Source organism: Thalassovita aquimarina (assembly GCF_018219815.1).
Classification (GTDB): domain Bacteria; phylum Pseudomonadota; class Alphaproteobacteria; order Rhodobacterales; family Rhodobacteraceae; genus Thalassobius; species Thalassobius aquimarinus.
On the sequence record NZ_JADMKU010000021.1, the window covers coordinates 1 to 21,339 of the forward strand.

The window sequence follows — 21,339 nt, forward strand, 5'->3', positions numbered from 1 at the left end:
GCGTCCCGTTGGCGCCTCAGCGCCGCCGGTGAAGGGGGTTCTAAGGATAACCACCAACCTCCGCAAGCAGTTTTTTCACAGCTGCGGGATTTCGAAGAAACCATTGCCTAAATGCTTAATTTTTATGGGTTATTTTCACCCCTCCCCGAACATGGATCAAGGACATGGCCCGCGTTTGCCGCGACTCGACCCGCGAAAAACAGGCGACACGGGCCCCCGCGGCACGATTCCCCCCCCGCAAATCACCCGAACGACTCGGAAATCGCGCGAATCTTCCGCCGCCGGCGCGCCCAGCGGTCAGCTGGTCAGTCTGCACGAGAGCACTTCATTCAAGTAAGCCCGGTCCTGGATGCGAAAATGCGTATGCCCCATCCTGGTGAAGCCTTGGGATCGATAAAAGTCGATCGCAGGAGTGTTCTCGGAATTGGTCGCGAGCCAAACCGATTGCGCGCCGTTGTGCCGACAATGATGCAGCCCCGCGGCCAGAAGCGACTTGCCCAACCCCTTTCCGTGATGCCTTGGCTGAACGTAGAGCGTCGATATTTCCGTCTCGGAACACCCGTCCACCGGTCCCGGACTGCTTGTCGAAACGCGTATGAATCCATCGATGCCTTCTTCGTTTTCGGACACCACGACGAATTCTTCGGGGTCACTGAGCAGGGCCTCGATTTTGGCAGTGGTGAATTCGGCCAGCGCGTAATCGGCAAAGAAGCCGCTTACCCCGCGGCGAAGGTAGGTACCCAACCATACCTCGATCGAAAGCGCCGCGATGCTCGAAGCGTCGGAAGTGGATGCGGTTCTGAGCTTCATGTCGGGTCCCATCGCGTTGCAGGGAAGGCGGCGTTGCAAGCCGGCTTGTTCGGGTCAATTTGCCCCAAATGCCATGCGCGCGCCCGGTTCGGCCCAGGACATCGACGCAGCGTGCCGCTCCTCATCATCGCACGAACGCGGCGACAAGGCAGCCCAGTTCACGCGCCAGCGCCCGCGGGTCCAACCGGATCTGAAGGCCGCGCTTCCCGCCATTGATGTAGATGCTTTCATGCGCCTCGGCTGAAGCCTCCAGCGGGGTGGGAACCCGCTTGCGCTGACCAAGCGGGCTTATCCCGCCGACCTTGTATCCGGTCATGCGTTCTGCGGCTTCGGGCTTCATCATGCGGGCAGACTTGGCCCCGAATGCCTTGGCCAGCGCCTTCATGTCGGCCTCGGCATCAGATGGCTGGATTGCACAGGCCGGTTTGCCGTCGACCTCGACCATCAAGGTCTTGAAAACGCGGGAGGCCGGGACCTGCATGACCTCGGCCGCCTGCAGACCGATGCGTGCCGCGCCGGAAACGTATTCGTACTCGACGAGCTCGAAGGACATGCCAGCCTTCTTCAGGGCCTGAGTTGCGGGAGTACCGCGTGCCATATCTTGCCTCCTGCTTCGGCGGAGCGATCTCCGCGCGAACCGAATGAAGCACAGCGCGACCAACGATGCCAGCCGCGTGTCGACGCTCCCGCGTCCCACACATCGCGGTCCTGCGTCCCAACGCCGGTCGCCCGATCCTATGGATCCCGATGATCAGGTTCCGCCCAACTCAACGGCTCCAGCCGAAAAAGCATCGCCAGCTGCTCGTAGACCGCCGGTTCCTTCCGCTTGAGGACCGCCGTTTTTTCAAAAAAGGCCTCGACCGCCACCGCGAAGAATTCTTCCGGTCCTTCCGCCCCGTAGGCGTCGAACACCGTCTTGCGCCCCGCCTGGACATGTTGAACGTGGCTCTCGTATGCGGTGACGAATGCGCGCTCCCAGTCAGCGAAGTTCTGGTTCCCGTCGAGGATCGGGACACCGTCGGTATCGCCGGACAGGCTGTCGATCTGGTGGGCGAATTCATGAAACACGACATTGTGGCCATCCCGGTCGTTGATGGCGCCCTGCCGGGCATGCGCCCAGGACAGAACGACCGGTCCCCGCGCCCAGCTTTCGCCCGTCCGCACCGTTTCGCGTTCCGTCACCACATAGCCGTTGTGTTCGGCCTGCCGCGATTTGAAAGCATCCGGATAGATGAGAATGGTCCGAAGAGTATCGTACCACGCATCGCTGTTCACGACGAGAAGGCAGGCCTGCGCCGCAATGGAAAGCCGCATTTCCTCCGTGACTTTCAACCCGTTACAACCGATGAAATCGATCTGGTTCACAAATGCGTTGATCTTGCCTTCGAGCTTGCGACGCAGGTCCGGCGGAAGTTTCCGGGTCAGAGGCACCTGTTCTGCGACGATGGCGCGCTGATGATCCGAAAGCTCTGCGGTGAAAAGGTCCGCGCGCGCCCGTCGCCGCGACCGGTACCAAATTCCGAATGCGCCCGCCGCGACAAGCATGAGGATAAGAAAAACTGTCATCGATGCTTCCCTCGCCGGCCGGACCACACCTTACATAGCTAGATATCGGATGGCACAAAACAACCGGCGACGCTTGTTGCGATGCGTTGAGTAAGATCGCGGACCGGCCCTGGCGGCACGGCTTTCAGTCGCACGTCACACGCCGAAATCCTGCTTTCCGGCCGGAACCGGCAGTCCGAAAGGCGTCAGAAATCGCCCCGCGCACATTGAAGGCATGTCAGCCCTGCCTCGCGCCAGAAGTCGACGACCGAGCTTCGGTCATCGACCACGAGCCAAGGGCGGTAGCCGTCCGCGCGGATCCGCTCGAGGGCAGAGCATTTGACCTCGGGATCACTTGCTTCGTCTTCGTCATGGCGGCGCAGGTAGAGCGCATCGTGCTGGATGCCTGCCCGCGCAAGCCAGGCGGTGGTCCGGTCACGCCATCCGTCCGGACGCCCGGAACACAGTACGATCGCTTCCCCCTGTGCCTGCAACCGGGCCAGAAGCCGCGCCACCGGTTCGATCACCGGGGCCTCGGCCATTTCGTCATGGAAGGCATCCCACTGCTTGGTCACGCCATGAACAAGATGCCCCAGCCGCGGCGCATCGAATTCGGCCAGCGTTCCGTCAATGTCGAAGATCACGCAATCCATCTGTTATCCTTCTTGTGCAGCATGGTTTCGCGCCAACCTCCAGGGCCGGGCGCGAAAAGGTAGGGTGTGGTATTCGCCGGCGACGGGCCATGCAGCGACCCGCCGGCAAACCGGCGCGCGGCGCGCACGACGCCGGAATGGGCGACAACGACGGGAAGCGCCCCGTGCGCGCGATCCTGCGCGACGCGCAGGGCGGCGGCGACACGGGCGATCATGTCAAGCCATGCTTCGCCACCTTCCGGCGTTTCTTCGCGCGGCGGGGCGTCGGTCACCTGCAGGCCCTCGAACCGGCCCCAATCGCGTTCGCGCAGACCATCAAGCAAGATCGGCTCGTGGCCGGGAAAGGCAAGTTCGGCAGTTTCGCGCGCGCGATGCTGCGGGCTGGAGAACAAGGCGATCGGAGCGGGCCAGGCCCAGTCGGCAAGGGCGCGGGCGGCGCTGCGGCCTGCCTTGGTCAGCCGCGCTTCGGTACGGCCGGCGATCACGCCGTCGCGGTTGGCATCGGTCTGACCATGACGGATCAGGACGAAAGGGCGGGTCGGACCGATCACAGCAGACACCTTTCGTTCAGCACCAGCGCAGCATCGAAACGCGGCTCAAGCAGATAGTCCTCCGGCTGGCTGCAAAAAAGCGGCGCGAAACGGCGCGCCCCAAGCCGCCGGACCATGCCGACCTGATCGGAAAGAGGCGGATGCACGTTCCAGCGCAGAAACCTGCCTCCCTGCGCGGCAATGGCGCGGGCATGGGCGGTCATGTGGCCGGTAAACAGAACAACGGATTCCCGCCCCAGCCGTCCGGTATCGCGCCACTCCTGCACCAGTTGCCACGCCATGCCGCCATCGGCATTGGGCGTATCGCAGATCAGAAACCGGGCAGACGGGTCGAAACCGCGCTGTAGCACGGGCATCAAGGCGTCGGCGCCTTCTGTCAGGCTGCCGCTGGCAATGGCCCGGGAAATCGCAAGCCGGCAACTGTCATCGATGGACACTTCGCCGTACCGCATGAGGTGCAGCGACAGCTCCCCCGCCCGGCCCGAGGGCGGGACGGGAAACAGGATCTGTTGCCAGCGCAGTTCTTCGAGGGTTCGGTCCAACTTCGCAAGCCGGTCCGCCTGCGGCACGTCATCCAGATGATATGAGGAATCGATCATCGCGGTGGCGGCGGCGGGGGGGCGGTCGAAGGCGAACCAGTTGCTTTCCTCGGACCAGTCGCCGGAAAAGAACAATCCGTCGCCGAGAGCGAAATGAAACCAGACGCCGCCGAGCGCGTGGCCGTTGCGCCCGGTCGTGATTTTGACGCCATCGATCGTCGTCTGACCGACCTCTGGCAAGGGCATGAAAGCCGCGCCGGGCGGTAGCGATCGGGCGGTCTGATCGGTGCAATAGATCGGCAACCCCGCCGCCACGGCATGGGCCGCGCCGCCGATATGGTCGATATGGTCATGGCTGATGAAAACCCGCTCCGCGCCATCGAGCCAGTGCGGTTCGAACGGCGATGTCGCCTCTGGGCCGAAGCCCACATCCAATACCCAGAGCGCGCGGCCGGTCCACAAGCGGATGCAGGCGGGGCCTTTTTCGCCGAGGCCCGACAGGACCTCGACCCAGGGGGTGGTTCCGAAATGACTGTCACGCATGGGTCAACGCGTCCGCCATCAGGGTTTGCGCCGCGGGGTCGCGAAAGGCCCATGGGTCGCGGATGCGCACTCCGACCGTTTCTCCAATCGCGGCGCGCTGCGGCGCGAAGGCCACAAGCGCTTCGCCTTCGGCATCCAGCACAAGGCGGAAACGGCCGCCCAGATAGGTGCAGCTGCTCACCCGCGCGCGCAGCGGCGCATCATCCGACAGGGTGATCGCTTCGGGCCGAATGCTGACATGGCTGGGGGCATTGGTGGAACTGCGGCACCAGATATCCTGTCCCAGCACGGAAAGCAGGACCCGGCCCGGCTCGGACCGGCCGGTCAGCCGCGCCGGAACCACCGCGCCGTCACCGACGAACCCGGCGACGAAGCAATCCGCAGGTTCGCGATACAGGACTTCGGGGGCGGCGAATTGCCGGATTCGCCCCTCCTCCATCACCGCGACCCGGTCGGCCAGCGCCAGCGCCTCGCTTTGGTCATGGGTCACGTAAAGCATGGTCGCGCCGGTGCGCCGGTGGAACATCGAGAAGACATCCTGCATCGACGCGCGCAAGGCCAGGTCGAGGTTGGCAAGCGGTTCGTCAAGCAGCACCGCGCGTGGTTCGAACACCAGGCAGCGGGCCAGCGCGACACGCTGGCGCTGGCCGCCGGACAATTGCGACGGCATCCGGTCGGCGAAATCGCGCAGCCCGGTCAGATCAAGCGCCTCGGCCACCCGCGCTACGCGTTCCGCCCTTGGGATGCGCCGCACCTCGAGCGGATAGGACACGTTGCCGGCCACACTCTTGTGCGGCCAAAGCGCGTAGGACTGGAACACGATGCCAATCTCGCGCACTTCGGGCGGCACGAAGCGGCCGGCACCCGCCACGGTGTCGCCACCGATCCGGATCACGCCTTCGTCGGGCTGTTCGAACCCTGCCGTCAGGCGCAGCAACGTGGTCTTGCCACAGCCCGAGGGTCCGAGCAGCGCCACGAATTCCCCGGCGCCGATCGCGGCATTGATTCCATCCAGCGCGGGCACCCCGCCGAAGCGTTTGGTGAGGTTGGAAAATGTCAGCTCTGCCACGGGATAACTCCTTTCGGGAAACGTTTCGCTCCGGCCTGAACCAGCCCCATGAGCACGATGATGAGAACGACGATCGACATGGCCAGCGCCGAGGCCATGACCGTTTCGCCGCTGTCTTCGAGGTTGTAGATGACGACGCCCAGCGTTTCGGTCCCCGAGGACCACAGGAGCGCCGACACCGTCAGTTCGTTCACCGCCGTCAGGAAGACGAGGATCGCCCCCGCGGCAGCGGACGGCGCGGCAAGCGGCAGCACGATGTCGCGCAACCGGCGGCCCAGATGCGCCCCGACGCTGGCGGCGGCTTCCTCCATCGCCGGGTCGAGCTGGGCGAGGCTGGCCTGGATCGGGCGCAGCATCACCACGAAGAACCGGGCGAGATAGGCCATCAGGATGATCCAGATGGTGCCGTAAAGCGTCAGGTCGGTGAACGGCAGATCGAGGAAGGTCAGGATACAGGCGATCGACAGGACGACGCCGGGCAACGCGTAGGGCAGGTCGATCAGGGCATCGATGGTTCGGCTCAGGCGATTTGCGCGGCGTTCCATCAACCAGGCCAGCGGCAGGCTGATCGCCATCAGGATCACGGCGGCAAGCGTCGCCAGGAACAGCGAATTGCCATAGGCGCGGCGGGTGACCGGCTGCACGAAGAGAACGTCCACCCACGCCTTGAGCGTCGCACTGTCGAACGTCAGCGGCACCCCGTATGCCGGGATCACGGATGTTGCCAGAAGCGCGAACAAAGGCAGGGCGAGGATTGCGAATATGAAAGCCCAGAGCGTAATTTCCACCGGCAGTCGCGCGCGCCCCAGCGACAGCGCCAGCGGTGTACCGGACAGGCCGACAAGGCCGAATCCCCGGCGCAGCAGCATGAAGCGGCTGAGCAGCACACCGACGATCGCGACCGTACCGATCAGCAGCGCCAGCACCGCGACTTCGGGCAGAACAGAGGGCCCCATGCCGACCAGTCGCTGATAGATTAGCGTCGGCAGGGTGGAATAACGGGCGGGAATGCCCAACATCGCCGGGATGCCGAAATTGCCAAGGGCGGTGACAAAGGCCATCGCGCCGCCTGCGATCAGGGACGGCATCGACAGCGGCAGCACCGTCTGCGCCCAGACCCGGAAGGCCCCGGCGCCGGACATCCGCGCGGCCTCGACCAGATCGGCGGGGATCATGCGCAACCCGGCGCGCAGGGTCAGGAAAACAAGCGACGCATGCTGAATACCCAGCAGGATGATGATGCCGGTGGCGGAATGCAGCGGTTGCGGGCTGCCCAGCGGCGGGGCGATCCCGAGCGTTTTCAGCAGCACCGAGGACGGGCCGGTCATCTGCATCCAGGCCAGCGCGGTAATCTGCGGCGGGATCATCATCGGGATCATCAGGCAGAACACCAATGCCCCCTTGCCGCGCATGTCGGTCAACGCCACCAGGAAAGCGAACGCAGCGCCGATCAGCATCGACAGAACGGTGCCGCCGCCCGCGGTCAGCAGCGAATGCATCAGCGCCGTCCGGGTGCTGTCGCGGGTCAGAATGGTGGTCAGGTGGTCGGTCGTGAACCCATCGCCGAAGCCGATCCCCTCCAGCAGCAACCGCACCACCGGGCCGAGGGCAATCAGGCCGACGGGCAGCAGGATAAGGGGCAACAGCCGGTCCAAAGACCGGCTGTTGCCATTGTCGTGAGACGTCGCGCTCATTGGACGTCAAACACCTTGGCAAAGCGCGCCTTGTTGGTTTCGGTATCCGCCAGGGCCTTGGCCGGATCGAACGCCATCAGCTTGATCTCGTCGCGCGATGGGAACCCTTCGGGGCTCGCCACGCCGTTGCGAGCCGGGATATAGCCCATGTCGACGACCAGTTCCTGGCCTGCTTCGCTGAGCAGGAAGTCGACGAATTTCTCGGCCGCCTTCATGTGCTTGGTGCCGGCCATGATGGCGACGGGTTCAGTGACATAGGACACCCCTTCTTCGGGGAAGACGAATTCGACCGGCGATCCCTTGGCCTTGGCGCGGATGGCGAGGAAATCGACCAGAACGCCATAGGGTTTTTCGCCCGCCGCGACGGATTTGAACGTGCCGCCGTTGCCACCCTGAGCGCGCGCGTTGTTGGCGGCCAGGTCTTCGTAGTAGTCCCAGCCCAGACCTTCGGCACCGGTCAGCGTCGCCAGGTGGATCAGCGCGGCGCCGGAATAGAGCGGCGACGGCATCGCGACGAGATCCGCCATTTCCGGTTTGGCCAGGTCGGCCCAAGAGGTCGGGGCGATTTCGGCGCCCGTGTTATAGACGATGCCGGTGGTGATCAGCTTGGTCGAATGGTAGTAGCCTGCGGAGCTGTAGAGAGAAGCATCAAAGGCCGCGGCTTCGGGCGATTTGTAAGCGGCCAGCTCACCAGCCTGCGCCAGACCTTCAAGCGTCACCATGTCCGCGATCAGCAGGACGTCGGCCTGCGGCGCGCCGGCTTCGATTTCCGCCGCCACGCGGGCCATCATCTTGGTGGTGCCGTCGCGCACCCATTCGACGTCGATATCGGGATTGGCGGCCATGAAGGCGTCAACGGTTTTCTGGGCGTCTGCATTCGGCTGCGACGTGTAGAGCGTCAGCGTTTCAGCAGCCGCCATGGTGGGCAGCGTCAGGGCGACGGCGGCAGCCAGAAGGGAACGGGACATCGATTTCTCCATACAGGATTTATTTTCGAACGAAAGCCAACACGAACGTTTTGGCTTCCTTGGCCGCTACCTATCGGCTTCTCGTGACGCTTTAGTGACAGACCTAAAAAGTTCGATTTTTTCTGAATAACCATTGTGACACGGCGATGCAGAACGTAGCATTTTCGAGAACCAGAAAGGCTTCGAACGAAAATGGAAAAGGGGGACGCGGCGCGGCGCCGCGATCATATCGTCAACCTGCTTTCAAGCTATGGGGAGCTTTCGGCGACGGCGCTGGCGGACATGCTGGGCGTCACCGCGCAAACCCTGCGGGCGGACCTGCGCGCGCTGGATGAAGCCGGCATCGTGCGCCGTCGGCATGGTGGTGCGACATTGACCTCGGCCACCGAAAACATCAGCTACCAACCGCGCCTGGCCGTTTCGCGCGACGAAAAGAACCGGATCGGCGCGGCCGTCGCCGCATCGATTCCGAACGGGGCCACCGTCGCCCTGGGAACGGGCACGACGGTGGAAGCCGTCGCGCGGGCGCTGACCAATCACGAAGGGATTACCGTGGCGACCAACAACATCCACGTTGTTCTGGCGCTGCGCACGGCCGAGCGGATCACCGTTTTGCTTGCCGGCGGCGAGGTGCGCCTGCGTGATCTCGACCTCATTGGCGCCGAAAGCCTCGAATTCTTTGCCGGCCTCAAGTTCGACCACGCCATCTTTTCCGTCGGCGGGCTGTCCGGAGACGGTGAACTTCTTGATTTCAATCTTGACGAAATCCGCGCCCGGCAGGCCATTTCCGCCTGCGCACGGACCCGTACCCTTGTCGTCGATCACGCCAAGATCGGACGCCAGGCACCGCACCGTTGGGGGCGAATGCAAGACTTGGAACGGGTAGTCTGCGGCGGCATTTGCCCCATTCCCTTGAAAGAGTCAGGCCGGCGTTGTGGTTGCGAAATCATTGAGGTGTAGCCGCATACCTTTCGCAACGCGGTATGTTTGCAAGCAAGAAACCCGCGCTTTATCCCGCCTCCGAAAATCAGACACTGACGCAAGCCGAGACTTGTTGCTTGCGTGTGGCATGCCGGATGCCTGTCCTGTCCGGGTTCCTGTCACGGCAAATCACCGCACGCTGTCTCATTGGTGACGGCCTCAGACAGGGCGCTACCGTTTCCCCCGCCTCAGCAATGTCAATCTGGGCCAAACCCGGCGCAATATCCGTGTATGCCGCAGGAAGGACGCCACCCCGATCGGGCCCAGCCTGACTATGGCCCAAAGCACCGGCGCAATCGGCGCGGACGGCCCATGGAAGGCCGCTGCCAGCCAGACATTGAGCGCATTGCTCGCCCGGGCGGCGCGCGCGACCCGCGTCCTTTGCGGCTCTGGCATCGCCTCCAGATGCCGTCCGACCGGGATATCCAGTTGCCGCCGAAACGCCTCCAGGTCGCGCGATCCCTGCACCGTCAGCGACTTGGAATGCAGCCGGAAGCCGCAGAATGTTTCGGGCGACCATGCCAACGGCCCCCGCCGCGCCAGTCGTAACCAGAAATCCCAATCCGCCGTGTACCAAAGCCGTTCGTCCAACCCGCCTATTTCCCGCGCCATGTCCGTCGCAAACATCGCCGCAGGTAATGAAATCGTGTTCTGGACCAGCAGGCTGCGCAACGCGGTTTGCGACGGGATCAACCGCTCGGACCTTCCAAAGGGAGGACCGAACCGGCCCAAGGGGCGGCCATTTTCATCGATATAGAGCGCGTTGTGGACATAGAGCTTTCCCTCCGGATATCGCGCCACGAAATCCAGCAGCATATCCGTCCGGCCCGGCAGCCAGAGATCATCCTGATGCAGGAGCGTCGAAAAGGCCCCGCTGGCATATTGCAGGGCAAGGTTTGTGTTCTGCATCCAGTTCTTGTTTTGCGGGGCGGAAATGATCGTCATGTTCAGCCGGCCTTCAAAGTCCCTGGCGATTTCGAGGCTCCCATCCGTGGAGGCTTGATCGACAAGTATGACCTCGGTCCCGGCCGCTTGCGCCGTCAGCGATCCCAGACAGTCCCGCAATGTCGCCGCACCATTGTAGACTGGCAGCAAGATGCTGAGCCACGGGGTTTGCGAACCTGTGGCCATCGCGCTACAGCGCCTTGATGTGAGAGGACCGGTTACCGGCGAATATGGACATCAGGAATCCCCCGAACAGGATCTGAAAACCGATCACGATAAGGGTTGCGGCCCCGATCAGTTCGCGCATCTGCTGCAAGGCTCCGAAATCGGAGGCGATCCAGCCCGCCGTGATGGATATCGCCCAGATCAATCCCGCACAGATCAGGACGGCGCCGACAAGAATCCACCATTCCAGCCGCGAAATCTTCATCACGCGCCGCACCCATCTCGAAGGTTTTCGAACCCCCTGCTGGATGCTGTAAATCGTCGCGAATACCCCCATGATCGCGGCCTGGAAAGCCACGATCAGCAGGGCGCTGGCCACGACGCTCCAGTGGTCGCCGAAGCGCAACGGGCCGAGATGGACAACTTCGGCGCCTGTCGTGGAAAACAAGATCGAGAAGATCGCGACTCCCAGCGCCGCCATGATCACCGCCGGGAGAATGAAAAGATGCCTCGGGCTGAGAAGGAACATGTAGATCAAATGGCGGAACCCGTCGCGCCATGGCTGCAGATGGGGCGGTCTTCCGCGTTCGTCCGGGGACAGCGTCACCGGCACTTCCGCGATGTCGAGGTCTTTCAGCACCGCCTTCAGGACCATTTCAGACGCGAATTCCATCCCCTTGGAGGTCAGGTTGAGATCCTCCAGGATATCCTTGCGGATCGCGCGTAAACCGCAATGAGAATCCCCGATCGGCGTCCTGAATAGTATCCGCAGCAGGCCGGACAGGACCGGGTTGCCGATATATCGGTTTTTCCACGGCATCGCGCCCGGTTTGATTTCCCCCTTGAAGCGTGACCCCATGCATATGTCGGCCCCCTTCATCAGTTCCTCGACCATCGGGATCGCTTCCAGAAAGTCATAGGAACAATCGCTGTCCCCCATCACGAGATAGCCGGCCTGCGACGCCGCGAACCCGCCGATCAGCGCGGCACCGTACCCCTTTTCGGCCACGGCAACGACCCGCGCGCCTGCCGCTGCCGCCAGGTCCTGGCTGCCATCGTCGCTGCCGTTGTCGGCGACGATGACCTCCCCTGTCAGGCCATGCCGCGCCTGCAGAATTTCGAGAGCCTGAAGAGAGCGCTGCACACAGCGTTCAATGGTCCCTGCCTCGTTCAGGCAGGGCAGCACGAAAGCGACAGTTTCTTTTTGTGTCCGCTCGGTTTCGCGACTTGTCAAAACAGCTGCTCCGCCACAATCGTTGAGCTCAAAAAGTTCACTTTTCACAATACTTACCTGTCTGGCGGGACGTGTCACGCACTGATTAGACTTCGCGCAGGCCCCGTATCCCCCAGAACAAAACTGCCAAGACCAGCAACGCCAATGCGCTGATCAGCCGATAGGACACCGCGACCAGCGCCGCTGCCGCCGCAGGTGCCCCCGCCGAAACGAGAACCGCGCTCCATGTCCATTCGACGGCCCCCAATCCCGCTGGAGTAATCGGCAGAATTGAAATCAAACCGGCCAGTGGCAAAGCCGCAGAAGCCGCAATTGCATCCGCCGTCGGCGCCAGAACGGACGTAATCGCGAAAACCTTCCCACCTCTCAGAAGCAAACCGACAATGGAAAGCGCAAAAATCTTGAGATTATCGATCGCGGAAACCTCGGTGGCCCTGCTTGTGACCTCTTCGAAATGAGCGAGGGCTTTCCAAAACCCGAACGCCCCGAACATCCTTCGAACCAGAGAGCGACACCCATTCAAGCCCGCCTTCAGAAGTACCGTCAGCACCGCGGCGCACAGCATGCCGCATAGGACAAGTATCCAAATCGGGATGCCGATCCAGAAATAGGCAACGTACAAAGTCGCTGCAATCACATACAGGATCAGATCGAACACCTGTTCGTAGACTGTCGACCCCATGGCCTGCAGTTTCCGGTTTTCTTCTTTTGACGAAGCGATCCACCGGACCAACAGATGACTGAACTGCGCGGGAAGAAACTGCGCCCCAAGCGACCCGAGGTTCGTCACTTCCAATACCTTGTAAAACCCCCAAGACCCGTCGATGCCGCGCATTCCGCGATGCGCGACATGCCATTTCAGCGCCCCGACAAACTGTCCAAGAAACGTGAGCGTCACGACTGCGACGAACAGGGAGAGAGGAACCGACACGATTGTCTGGATCACCGTGCCGAAAGAACTCCCAAAGCCGCGCAGCAGAATCACAATCAGCAGGATTGAAAAGCCGAACCACAATATCTGTCGAACTAATTGTCGGGTCATGGTGCTGTTCGATTTCCCCGCCCGTGGCACAATTCAACGCGACATGCCCTATGGCTTGCTGTCGGAAGTATGCGTCAAAATCCGGGCCCAACCAACAATTACAATCCGATAGACTGATGGTGTGGTTTCGCCTACCCTGAAATCCTACCGATGTTACATTCTACTTCCCACGCGAGAAATGTTTCGGCGCCCGTATCAAGCCCGGCACACAGAGACCGAAACTCAACAAGGTGATTGAGTGCTGGACAGCATCAAGAGACAGGTAAGGATTTGGGAAAAAGACCGCCGGCATGTGTGGCTAACCCGTTTGGCGACCTTTCTGTGGATGCAGCTTCAGAATCAGCACGATCGCCTGTTCATGGCTGCGACCATGCGCGAACTTGCAGAAACCGGATTGCCCCGGGACGTCGATGCCGCGGTGCATGCCGTGATGGAAAGCCCATTCGGCCGCCCAATTCGCCCGATGCAATTGTCCCCGGAACTTTCCGCTCTGATCAAGATCGTTGCGGAAAACAAACCCAAAACGGTGTTGGAAATCGGGACCGCCCGGGGCGGAACCCTTCTTTTGCTGTGCCGCTTCGCTTCGCCCGACGCGACGGTCATCAGCGTGGATTTGCCTTACGGCCGCAACGGTGGCGGTTACCCAAAGTGGAAGGAAAACCATTACAAGTCCTTTGCCATGCCCGGCCAGAAACTTCATTTGATCCGCGCGGATTCCCATGCGCCCGAAACGGTACAAAAGGTGCAGGATCTGCTTGGCGATCAGGGCGTGGATTTCCTGTTGATCGACGCGGATCATTCCTACGAAGGGGCGCGGCAGGACTTTGAAAGCTACGGTTCCCTGTTGACGGAAAATGGAACGATCGCGGTGCACGATATTCTTCCCAATCATTCGGATCCCTCAATCGAAGTGAACCGGCTCTGGCGGGAAATCGAAGCAGATGACAGCTACGACACCGAAACGATCGTTGCGGACCCACGACAAGGGAACTGCGGTATTGGACTTGTCAGGGTGCCGGGAAAGTAGCCTTTCGAAAGACATTCGGGGCGGGCCGGGTTTCCTGCAGATCGGGACAAATCATTATGACGCCTAGTGGATTATGTGGATGACCGTTTTCTCCGAGAAACTGAAAAACATACTGTCCGCCCCCCTGCCCCATCGCAGTCCACTTGCAATCGTAGCGATCGGCACGGCACTGATCTGCATATGGCTGCTGGGCCATCGCTATGCGGGCATCGTCCACGATGCGCGGCATTACACGGCTCTGAGCTTCTACAAGCTCGGCGTCCCGGGATTTGAAAACGACCTGCTTTTTCTGAACGGCCACCGAACTGTGACCATTTTTCCGGCCCTGTATGGCGCTCTGCTGCAACAGTGGTCCCCCGGAATATCACACATGGTGCTGGTGATCGTTGGGCAGGGGCTCTGGTTCGCAGGGCTGGTTATGCTTGCCCTGCGCTTGATGGGGTCGGTCAACATGGCCCTGTTGGCCGTCGGCTGCGCAATGCTGATGAATTCCCATTACGGCTATAACAACGTTCTCAAGATCAGCGAAAGCATTGCGACACCGCGCCTGTTTTCCGAAGCCATGATGCTGTACGCGCTGGCGGCGGCGGTATCGGGAAAACGTTATCTGGCGCTGGCCCTGTCGCTTGGGGGAATGGTTTTTCATCCGTTGATGGCCGGTCCCGGCGCTCTGGTCATCATGAGCGTTTTCTTCGGAACAACGCTGGGAATCTGGCTTCCGGTTGCTTTCGCCGCAGTCCTGTTTGCGGTCCTCGGCATCGCCAATAGCACCATGTTCGATATCATTTATCGAACCTTTGACACTGAATGGGAAACCCTGCTTCTGGACCTGGTCCCCCATTTCACCTTCAACAATTGGGATTTTCTGGATGCCGGAAGCATCATCACACAGGCGGTCGTTCTGATCATAGCGACCACGCTGAACAACAGGGCCTTCACAAGCCTTGCACGCGGCACCTTGACCATTGCCGCTCTTTTTTGCGCGATCGCATGGATCGGTGACGTCCTGCACAGCTATTTCATTGTCAATCTTCACCTGTGGCGGAGCCTTTGGCTGATCGTCGTGCTGGGCAACCTGATGAGCCTGCCGCTGCTATTGAGTTCGACCCTCCAAGGGTCGGTGCGCTTGATGCTGGCATTCGCCATCGGATTTAGCGTGTTGACCACCCCGCTGACCCATACCCCCTTGGCTTCCGTGCCTTTCGCCCTGATCGCGCTGATCACGCATTTTTGGCGGCTCGACCTTGGTGGCAGGGCGGCATCGGCGGTTCGCATCCTTGGCGGCGTGGCGATGGTGCTGTTCTGCCTGGTGGGGGGATCCATATTGTGGGTCGCGCTGACAGACCCCAGCCAGGAAACCGCGCCGGTAATCCGCCTGCTCAGGATTGTTTTCGTGATCATTGCTGGCACGGCTCTCGTGCTCCCTCTTACTGGCCTCAATCGATGGAGGCTTTGGACCTCTCTCGCGTGCTCTTTGTCAGTGCTCGCGATAACCTTGCCAACCTGGGACAACCGTTCGGCCTGGAAACGGTACACGGAGGCCGGGTCCCCCCCTCAGAGCGGGCTGGCCGAGCGACTCGCCGGGAAAATGGTCTATTGGGAAGGCGGGGCCGGATTTCTTTGGCTGGTCATGAAACAACCGAGTTTCTTTTCCTGCATTCAGTCCGCGCCGATAATCGCGGATCGAAACGTCGCCACGGAATTCGCGCGGCGGGGCTATGAACTGAATGCGTTGAACACCATCGACTTCCGCGTGACGGAAACCGGGTATTGCCCGTTGCGCAAAGACCTGGGTCGCAACGGCCCCGCAAACGCGCAAGCGATTCAGACCGTATGCGAAAACCTGCCTGCACTTGACCTGATGGCGCTCTTCACCAACGTTCCTTCTGCGTCCGGAGAACGTTGGCCCTTACCCGTAACAATTGAAACCTACTATCCGGATCTTACGGGTGAAATCCAATCCCGGACGCCCGAGCACAAGAAAGTGCTGATCGACGATATCTATCTATATGACTGCGCAAAATTGCGTGACGCCAAACTGGCCCATTAGCGCATGGCCGGCATGTTGCCCAACACTGCCGCGGCCCGACGGTTTCCAGCCGACCGAAGAGCGCAGCCGATGTAAGGTGATTGTCTATTCCGGAAGGCCCGCCAACCTTGGAAGGCGGTCCAGCCCTTCGTCCCAGTCGGCACGGCCTTGCCAGCTGATGTGTGCTTCAGGGCGCTTGTCCAGCGGCGTATCCAGGCTGCCTGCGGGCACAGCCAGCAGGGCGCCTTCCTCCTGCACGTCCGGCACGGCCGAGCCGCAGACCGTACAGAAGCTCTTGCTGTGCCGCGTTCCCGCAAGCCGGAAGGATCGGACCAATGCCTTGCCGCGCGTCCACTTGATCCGTCCGCCCGGCACGAAAAGGTTCGCCGCATGGGCGGACCCCGTGTCCTTGCGGCAGCGCGCGCAGTGGCACAGTAAGAAAGGCCCGAATTTGCCATGGATTTCGAACGCGACCCCGCCGCACAGGCAGGACCCCTTGGTTGTTTCCGTCATCAAACCTCTCCTTGAAAAGCGTCGCAGCCCCTCAGAACGCGAGCGAATACGTCCCCTCCAGCCCATAGCCCGTATAACCGTCCGCGCCGATGCCGTCACCGAAGGCGCTGAATTGGAAGCGGGCGCCGTTGCGCAGCCAGCCGCCATAGCCCAGCTCCACCCGAATGCGGCCGCCCTCATAGGCGGGCTCGCGCATCACCGATGCGCCGGAGCCGGACGTGGCCGACCAGATCCCCGAGATCCCGCCGGTCAGAACCCGACGGCCGTCTTCACGCGCTAGCTGCAGCTCGAAATCCGAACCCAGTTCGACATTCGTGAGGCGGAAGCCCTGCGCCGGGATCCGGTTGCCCAGGGAATCCGCATACGCCTTCTGATCATCGCGGGTATGGGTGACGTCCAGGAAGGGGAACACCGTCCAGCGTCCGGCCTCGATCCGGCCAGTGGCACCCAATTGGGCCAGCCAGCGATCGGTCTCGAACGCGTCCCGGTAGGTGCCGAGCGGCGCGATCTCGTTCTCCGTGCGCCCGTAAAGCAACCGCCCGGTGAAGACCAACGGTTGCGACGGGTGCCGATAGGCGAAATAGGGGCCGATGAGCCAACCGTAGCCTTCCGTGCTGGCCACACCTTCATCGGCTTTGGCATAGTCGAACTGCAGCATGACCCGCCAGCAGGTTCGGCCGTACCGCTATGTGGCGGCCGAAGCTCGCCAGCGCATAGCCGGTGTCGCGCCCGTCCTCCTCGCTGAAGGCGCCGCGCAGGGTGGCCAAGGCGCCGCCGGTTGGCGTCAGCGCCATATCCATGTTCATGCTACCCCGGCTCACCGCGGCATTCAGTTGGTGGCCTCCGCCGCCGCCCAGCATGAAGCGGGACAGCTCGGGCTGGTTGCCGATCAGGTTGTTGGCCCGGCTTTGCATGAAGCCCGCGATCAGCTCGCTCGTGTGCTCGACGATGCGGTTCACCGCGGTCAGCCGGTTCGACGCCGCATTCGCGATGCCATCGCCATCCCGCACCACGCCAGCCTGAATAGAGACCGTGAGATCGCCCTTGCCGCTGGCGCGGATCGAAGCCCGGTAGGCCGCGCCCGACCCGGTCAGCGACTGCACCTCACCGCCGCGCACCACCAGGTCCGCGGCATCGAATCCGGTGACCGCCCGGGAGAAAAGGATATCGGCCGTGTGCCGGCCGGGGCCGGTGAAACTGTCCGGCAGCCCGGAGAGCGTCACGCTCACCGCCGCGCGCAGGGTGACGGTCACCGTATCGGCCCGGCTTTCCGTGCCATCGCTCACGGTCAGAGTTAAGTCGAGAACCCGATCCGGATCGCCGGGGGCCAGCGCGGGCGCGGCGAAGGATGGCTGCGCCGATGTGGGATCATCCAGGGTGATGCCCGCGGGCGCGACCCAGGTATAGCTAAGCGCATCGCCATCCGGGTCGGATGATCCGCTGCCGTCCAGCGTGATCTCCACGCCGCCGCCCGTGACCTGATCCGGCCCGGCATCGGCAACCGGCGCTGCATTGGTGAAGCCGGTGGCGGAGAGCACGGCAGCCGCTGTCGCATTCCCCCGGCTGTCCTCGGCGGCGCCTGCGGGCAATTCGATCCTCACCTCCCCCCGCGCCAGAGGCGCCACCGTGAAGCTGTAGGTTTGCCCGTCGATCCGGGTGAACCCGGAAAGGGAAAGATTCGTCAGTTCCAGATCGCCTTCGTCAAAGCCGGTGATGGGCGCGCTGAATGTGGCGGTTACCGCATGCGGACCCGACACCGTGCCACTCAGCCCGGCCAGCGACGCCGCAATCACCGCCATGACCGTGATTTGCACCTCGTCCCTTCCTGTGCTGGTTCCGTCATCCACAATCAGAGAGAAGGTGAGAGGCCTATCTGGATCTCCCGGCGCCAGGTCCGGCGCGGTGAAGCTGGGCGCGAACAGGGCAGGATCGTCCAAGGTCACGCCGCCGGGCGCGGACCAGGCATAGGTCAGCGTATCGCCGTCAGGATCGGAACTGCCGCTCGCATCCAGCTGAACCCGCGCGCCGGACCGGACGGCCCGATCCGCGCCGGCATAGGCAACAGGCGCCCCGTTGGTGAAACCCGTCGCCGTCAGGACATTCGAGGCAAGGCTTGCATTGTTGTCCGCATCCTGCGCGGCCCCGGCACTCACCAGGATCTCCACCGGCCCGCGGGCCAGCGGGGTCACGTCGAAGCTGTAGCGGCTGGCGCTCAGCGCGGTGAAGTTGCTGAGCGCCAGGTTGCGCAGGCTGATATCGGCGGCGCCGAACCCGGTCACATCCTCGCTGAAATCCGCGGTGATCGTCGTGGGCCCGGTGATCGTCGCGGGCAGGCCCGAAAGGGTAAGCGCCACATCCGCCATCACCCGTACCTTCACCCTGTCCTGGCTAGACTGAAACCCGTCCGTCACGGCCAGGCTGAAGGTCAGGGTTTGGTCTGGATCTCCCGGGGCGAGCACCGGCGCGGTAAAGCTGGGCTGGGCGACCGTGGGATCGCCAAGAGTGATCCCGGACGGCGCGGTCCAGTAAAAGGCGATCGGGTCCCCATCGGGATCCGCGCTGGCCGAGCCGTCAAGCGCGACCACCGTGCCGCTTCGCACCGCCTGATCGGGCCCCGCATCCGCCACGGGCGCGGTATTATAAAACGTGCGAACCGACGCAGCGGCAGCGCTGAAGACGCCGGGCACACCGGCAAGCGCCACATGTTCCGCCGCCTCTGCCGGGATGTCGATGGTGATGTTGCGGCTACCGTCCGGCGTGATCGTCGCGATATAGCTGCTGCCGCTGCCCGAAAGCGAGGACACCGTGCCACCTGTTACCTGGATATCAGCGGCGGTGAATCCTTCCACCGGCTTGGAAAAGTCGACCGAAGCGTCAAAGTCGCCAGCGACATAGAGGGGCACGCCGGAAATCACCGGCTGCGGCTCGTCGACATCTGCGTTGCCAAGCGTGATCCGGGTCTCCGCGCTGACGTTTCCGGCGCCATCCCTGAGAAATCCCGCCGGGAAGATCACCGCCACCGGCCCGTCCCTCCGGGGGACAGCTTCCAGCGTGATCGTATTGGCGGGCATGACGACCTGAACGGGGCCGTACTGCTGCGCACCGGAGATCGTGACAACGCTTCCGGGATTTGGCTGCGCGTCCGCGCTGAAGGAAAATTCAGGCTGGAAGCTGGTGACCGGGCTGGTCCTGGGACCGGGATCCACCAGCGTGATGACCGGCGGCGCGGTATCCACGGTGCCGGCGAGCGTGTTCGAAAGGCCGTTGGCAATGCCCCGGTAGTTGGCCACGACGCCCGCGGGCAGAGATAGCGACACCGCCCCGTCCCCATTCGGGGTCGCGGTCAGCGTATAGGTCTGCGCCTGATCATAGGCAGGCGAGGGCGTTCCCGCGGGCAGGTTCGAAAGCGTCAGGTTGTCGGTGGAAAAATCCGACAGTTGTAACGGGTCCGCCGCATCGACGCCCGCATTGAATGCTACCGTCACCGTCTGCGGTCCGGTCACATTGCCGCTGAACCCCGACAGCGCCGGCGTCATGGTGGCGGGGACATTCACCACCTCGATGGTTGTGCTCTGGGTGTCGCAGGTGGCGTAGACGCAGGTTTCCAGCGTCGCGGTATAGGTGCCGAAGCTCGTGTATGTATGGATCGGGTTCTGCGCCGTGCTGGTGTTCCCGTCTCCGAAATCCCAGCGCCAGGTCATCATTGTTTCGGCACCGGAGGGCGTGGCGTAGGACTGGTTCAGGAAGAAGACCGAATGCGGCACGGCAAATCCCGCTTGCGGGCTTGCGTGGAAATCCGCGCTGACGCTGCTGGCCCCTGCGGCGGTGCCGCTCAGCGTGTTGGAGGCCGCGTTCCCCAGGCCGCCACTATCAGTTGCTGCGCCTGCGGGAACAGAGACCAAGACCGCGCCCGGGCCAGCAGGTTCGAGCGTGAAGACATAGCTGCTGCCGGACGCGGCGGCCCCATAGGCAGTGCCGTTGGTGACCTGGATATCCGAGGGGCTAAAGCCGGTCACAGGCTCGCTGAAGGTTGCGGTGAGGCTCTGTCGGCCGGTGAAGGTGCTATCAAGGCCCGAAAGCGTGACCGTGGGCGCCGGATCGATCATGGTCGCGCTATTGACCAATTGCGTTCCAGTCACGCCGGAAAGGGCCACCTCATATTGCTGCCGCCCGACGCCCGGGGCGATCGCATTGAATGCAAAACCAAGGTAGTCATCCATGGATACATGGGGGTGATCGGCGCCGTTCTGCGTCAGACCGGTCACGTCCTGGAGCCCGCAGGCGCTCTCCAGGCAGGATGCGGTGACCGGAACTGCGAATGACAACGGTGCGCCCACTGTCATGTTGTAAATCGATGCTTCTGGCGCGACCGTACCATGTGATGCGCTGTGAATTTTCAAGTAGGCGCCCAAGTGGTCGGCCCTCGTATCAACCAGGCAGCCGCCAAATTGAAACTTGACCAGGTTCCCGCCGTTCACGGTATCCAAGGCGCGTGCCGGCTGTGCCATGCTGCAGAACGCCGCCGCAACGAGCCCCGGTCCGGCCACCACCGCCTTCATTATCCCGCCGGTCAGTTTTCCAAACACTTGCCCGGCCGTCGCCGCGATCCACGCCATTTCCGTCACTTCATCCTCCTGCCTGCCGCCCGGTCCGGTCACGCACCGCCACGGGCACATGCCAAGGCATGCCGCGGCCGGTCCGGCGCTGCTGGAAAAGGCGGAATTGTCTTGACGGGGCTGCCCGGCCTTATGTTCAGGCACGAGCGGGACCCGTGGCAAAGATTACCCGGTCCCGGCGCAAGGCGCAGGAGGACGCGTTTGTCGAGAACCCCGCTTTTTTTGTCGAGAAGTCCCCGCAGGACGGTTGCGCCGCCCAGAACCGCCAGCCTTTCGCCTAACTAAAAGGAGAAATAAATCCGGGACTTGCCCGCATGGCGGCAGAGAACTAGGATTTCACTCATCTGTTTGAGCATTTGAAATCCCTTATTGACGCCATGACGCCCTGCCCTTCGCAAAAGCGCCGTATCTCCCC

At 62.5% G+C, this 21,339-nt stretch carries 18 protein-coding genes; 3 read left to right on the plus strand and 15 right to left on the minus strand.

The genetic code is table 11. The features are described 5' to 3' along the window. Positions 1–297 precede the first annotated feature (297 nt). From IT775_RS17730 to IT775_RS17770, 9 genes are all read right to left on the minus strand, one after another. Positions 298–810, minus strand: coding sequence for a GNAT family N-acetyltransferase (locus tag IT775_RS17730; RefSeq protein WP_212702575.1), 513 nt, complete (start codon positions 808–810; stop codon positions 298–300). Between the two features lie 124 nt (positions 811–934). Then, positions 935–1,408, minus strand: a complete 474-nt coding sequence (gene ybaK / locus IT775_RS17735) for a Cys-tRNA(Pro) deacylase (RefSeq protein ID WP_212702576.1) — start codon at positions 1,406–1,408, stop codon at positions 935–937. Positions 1,409–1,545: 137 nt separating this feature from the next. Further along, positions 1,546–2,376: a M90 family metallopeptidase gene (locus tag IT775_RS17740; protein WP_212702577.1), complete on the minus strand. Its 831-nt coding sequence runs from the start codon at positions 2,374–2,376 to the stop codon at positions 1,546–1,548. Positions 2,377–2,561: 185 nt separating this feature from the next. Then, positions 2,562–3,008, minus strand: a complete 447-nt coding sequence (locus IT775_RS17745; protein ID WP_212702578.1) for a phosphatase domain-containing protein — start codon at positions 3,006–3,008, stop codon at positions 2,562–2,564. Continuing rightward, positions 2,996–3,559, minus strand: a complete 564-nt coding sequence (locus IT775_RS17750) for a histidine phosphatase family protein (protein WP_343231162.1) — start codon at positions 3,557–3,559, stop codon at positions 2,996–2,998. The genes IT775_RS17745 and IT775_RS17750 overlap by 13 nt, the downstream gene beginning before the upstream one ends. Next, positions 3,556–4,641, minus strand: a complete 1,086-nt coding sequence (locus IT775_RS17755; protein ID WP_212702580.1) for an MBL fold metallo-hydrolase — start codon at positions 4,639–4,641, stop codon at positions 3,556–3,558. Before IT775_RS17755 ends, IT775_RS17750 begins: the two co-directional genes overlap by 4 nt. Next, entirely contained in the window at positions 4,634–5,710 is a 1,077-nt protein-coding gene (locus IT775_RS17760; protein WP_212702581.1) for an ABC transporter ATP-binding protein, read from the minus strand. The genes IT775_RS17755 and IT775_RS17760 overlap by 8 nt, the downstream gene beginning before the upstream one ends. Further along, positions 5,698–7,404, minus strand: a complete 1,707-nt coding sequence (locus tag IT775_RS17765) for an ABC transporter permease (RefSeq protein ID WP_212702582.1) — start codon at positions 7,402–7,404, stop codon at positions 5,698–5,700. The genes IT775_RS17760 and IT775_RS17765 overlap by 13 nt, the downstream gene beginning before the upstream one ends. After that, complete coding sequence (locus IT775_RS17770; RefSeq protein ID WP_212702583.1) at positions 7,401–8,372, minus strand: ABC transporter substrate-binding protein; 972 nt, start codon at positions 8,370–8,372, stop codon at positions 7,401–7,403. Before IT775_RS17770 ends, IT775_RS17765 begins: the two co-directional genes overlap by 4 nt. Before the next feature lie 192 nt (positions 8,373–8,564). Between IT775_RS17770 and IT775_RS17775 the strand changes: the two genes are divergently transcribed. Next, positions 8,565–9,332, plus strand: a complete 768-nt coding sequence (locus tag IT775_RS17775) for a DeoR/GlpR family DNA-binding transcription regulator (protein ID WP_212702584.1) — start codon at positions 8,565–8,567, stop codon at positions 9,330–9,332. 192 nt (positions 9,333–9,524) lie between these two features. Here IT775_RS17775 and IT775_RS17780 read toward each other — a convergent pair whose 3' ends face one another. From IT775_RS17780 to IT775_RS17790, 3 genes are read right to left on the minus strand one after another with little or no spacing between them, the layout of a single operon-like run. Beyond that, positions 9,525–10,484, minus strand: coding sequence for a glycosyltransferase (locus tag IT775_RS17780; protein ID WP_212702585.1), 960 nt, complete (start codon positions 10,482–10,484; stop codon positions 9,525–9,527). A 4-nt stretch (positions 10,485–10,488) separates the two neighbouring features. Beyond that, complete coding sequence (locus tag IT775_RS17785) at positions 10,489–11,775, minus strand: glycosyltransferase family 2 protein (RefSeq protein WP_343231163.1); 1,287 nt, start codon at positions 11,773–11,775, stop codon at positions 10,489–10,491. A 7-nt stretch (positions 11,776–11,782) separates the two neighbouring features. Further along, positions 11,783–12,739: a lysylphosphatidylglycerol synthase domain-containing protein gene (locus IT775_RS17790; protein ID WP_212702587.1), complete on the minus strand. Its 957-nt coding sequence runs from the start codon at positions 12,737–12,739 to the stop codon at positions 11,783–11,785. Positions 12,740–12,977: 238 nt separating this feature from the next. Here IT775_RS17790 and IT775_RS17795 point away from each other — a divergent pair, with 238 nt between their 5' ends. Beyond that, positions 12,978–13,766, plus strand: a complete 789-nt coding sequence (locus IT775_RS17795) for an O-methyltransferase (protein WP_212702588.1) — start codon at positions 12,978–12,980, stop codon at positions 13,764–13,766. 79 nt (positions 13,767–13,845) lie between these two features. After that, positions 13,846–15,816, plus strand: coding sequence for a hypothetical protein (locus IT775_RS17800; protein ID WP_212702589.1), 1,971 nt, complete (start codon positions 13,846–13,848; stop codon positions 15,814–15,816). A gap of 84 nt (positions 15,817–15,900) precedes the next feature. Here the strand turns inward: IT775_RS17800 and IT775_RS17805 are convergent, their stop codons facing one another. The 3 genes from IT775_RS17805 to IT775_RS17815 are packed head-to-tail and all read right to left on the minus strand — an operon-like array spanning position 15,901 to position 20,924. After that, positions 15,901–16,308, minus strand: a complete 408-nt coding sequence (locus IT775_RS17805) for a GFA family protein (RefSeq protein WP_212702590.1) — start codon at positions 16,306–16,308, stop codon at positions 15,901–15,903. 31 nt (positions 16,309–16,339) lie between these two features. After that, on the minus strand, positions 16,340–16,966 hold the full coding sequence (locus IT775_RS17810) for an autotransporter outer membrane beta-barrel domain-containing protein (protein ID WP_212702591.1): 627 nt from the start codon (positions 16,964–16,966) through the stop codon (positions 16,340–16,342). Continuing rightward, on the minus strand, positions 16,935–20,924 hold the full coding sequence (locus IT775_RS17815) for an Ig-like domain-containing protein (protein ID WP_246525712.1): 3,990 nt from the start codon (positions 20,922–20,924) through the stop codon (positions 16,935–16,937). The genes IT775_RS17810 and IT775_RS17815 overlap by 32 nt, the downstream gene beginning before the upstream one ends. Positions 20,925–21,339: the final 415 nt, after the last annotated feature.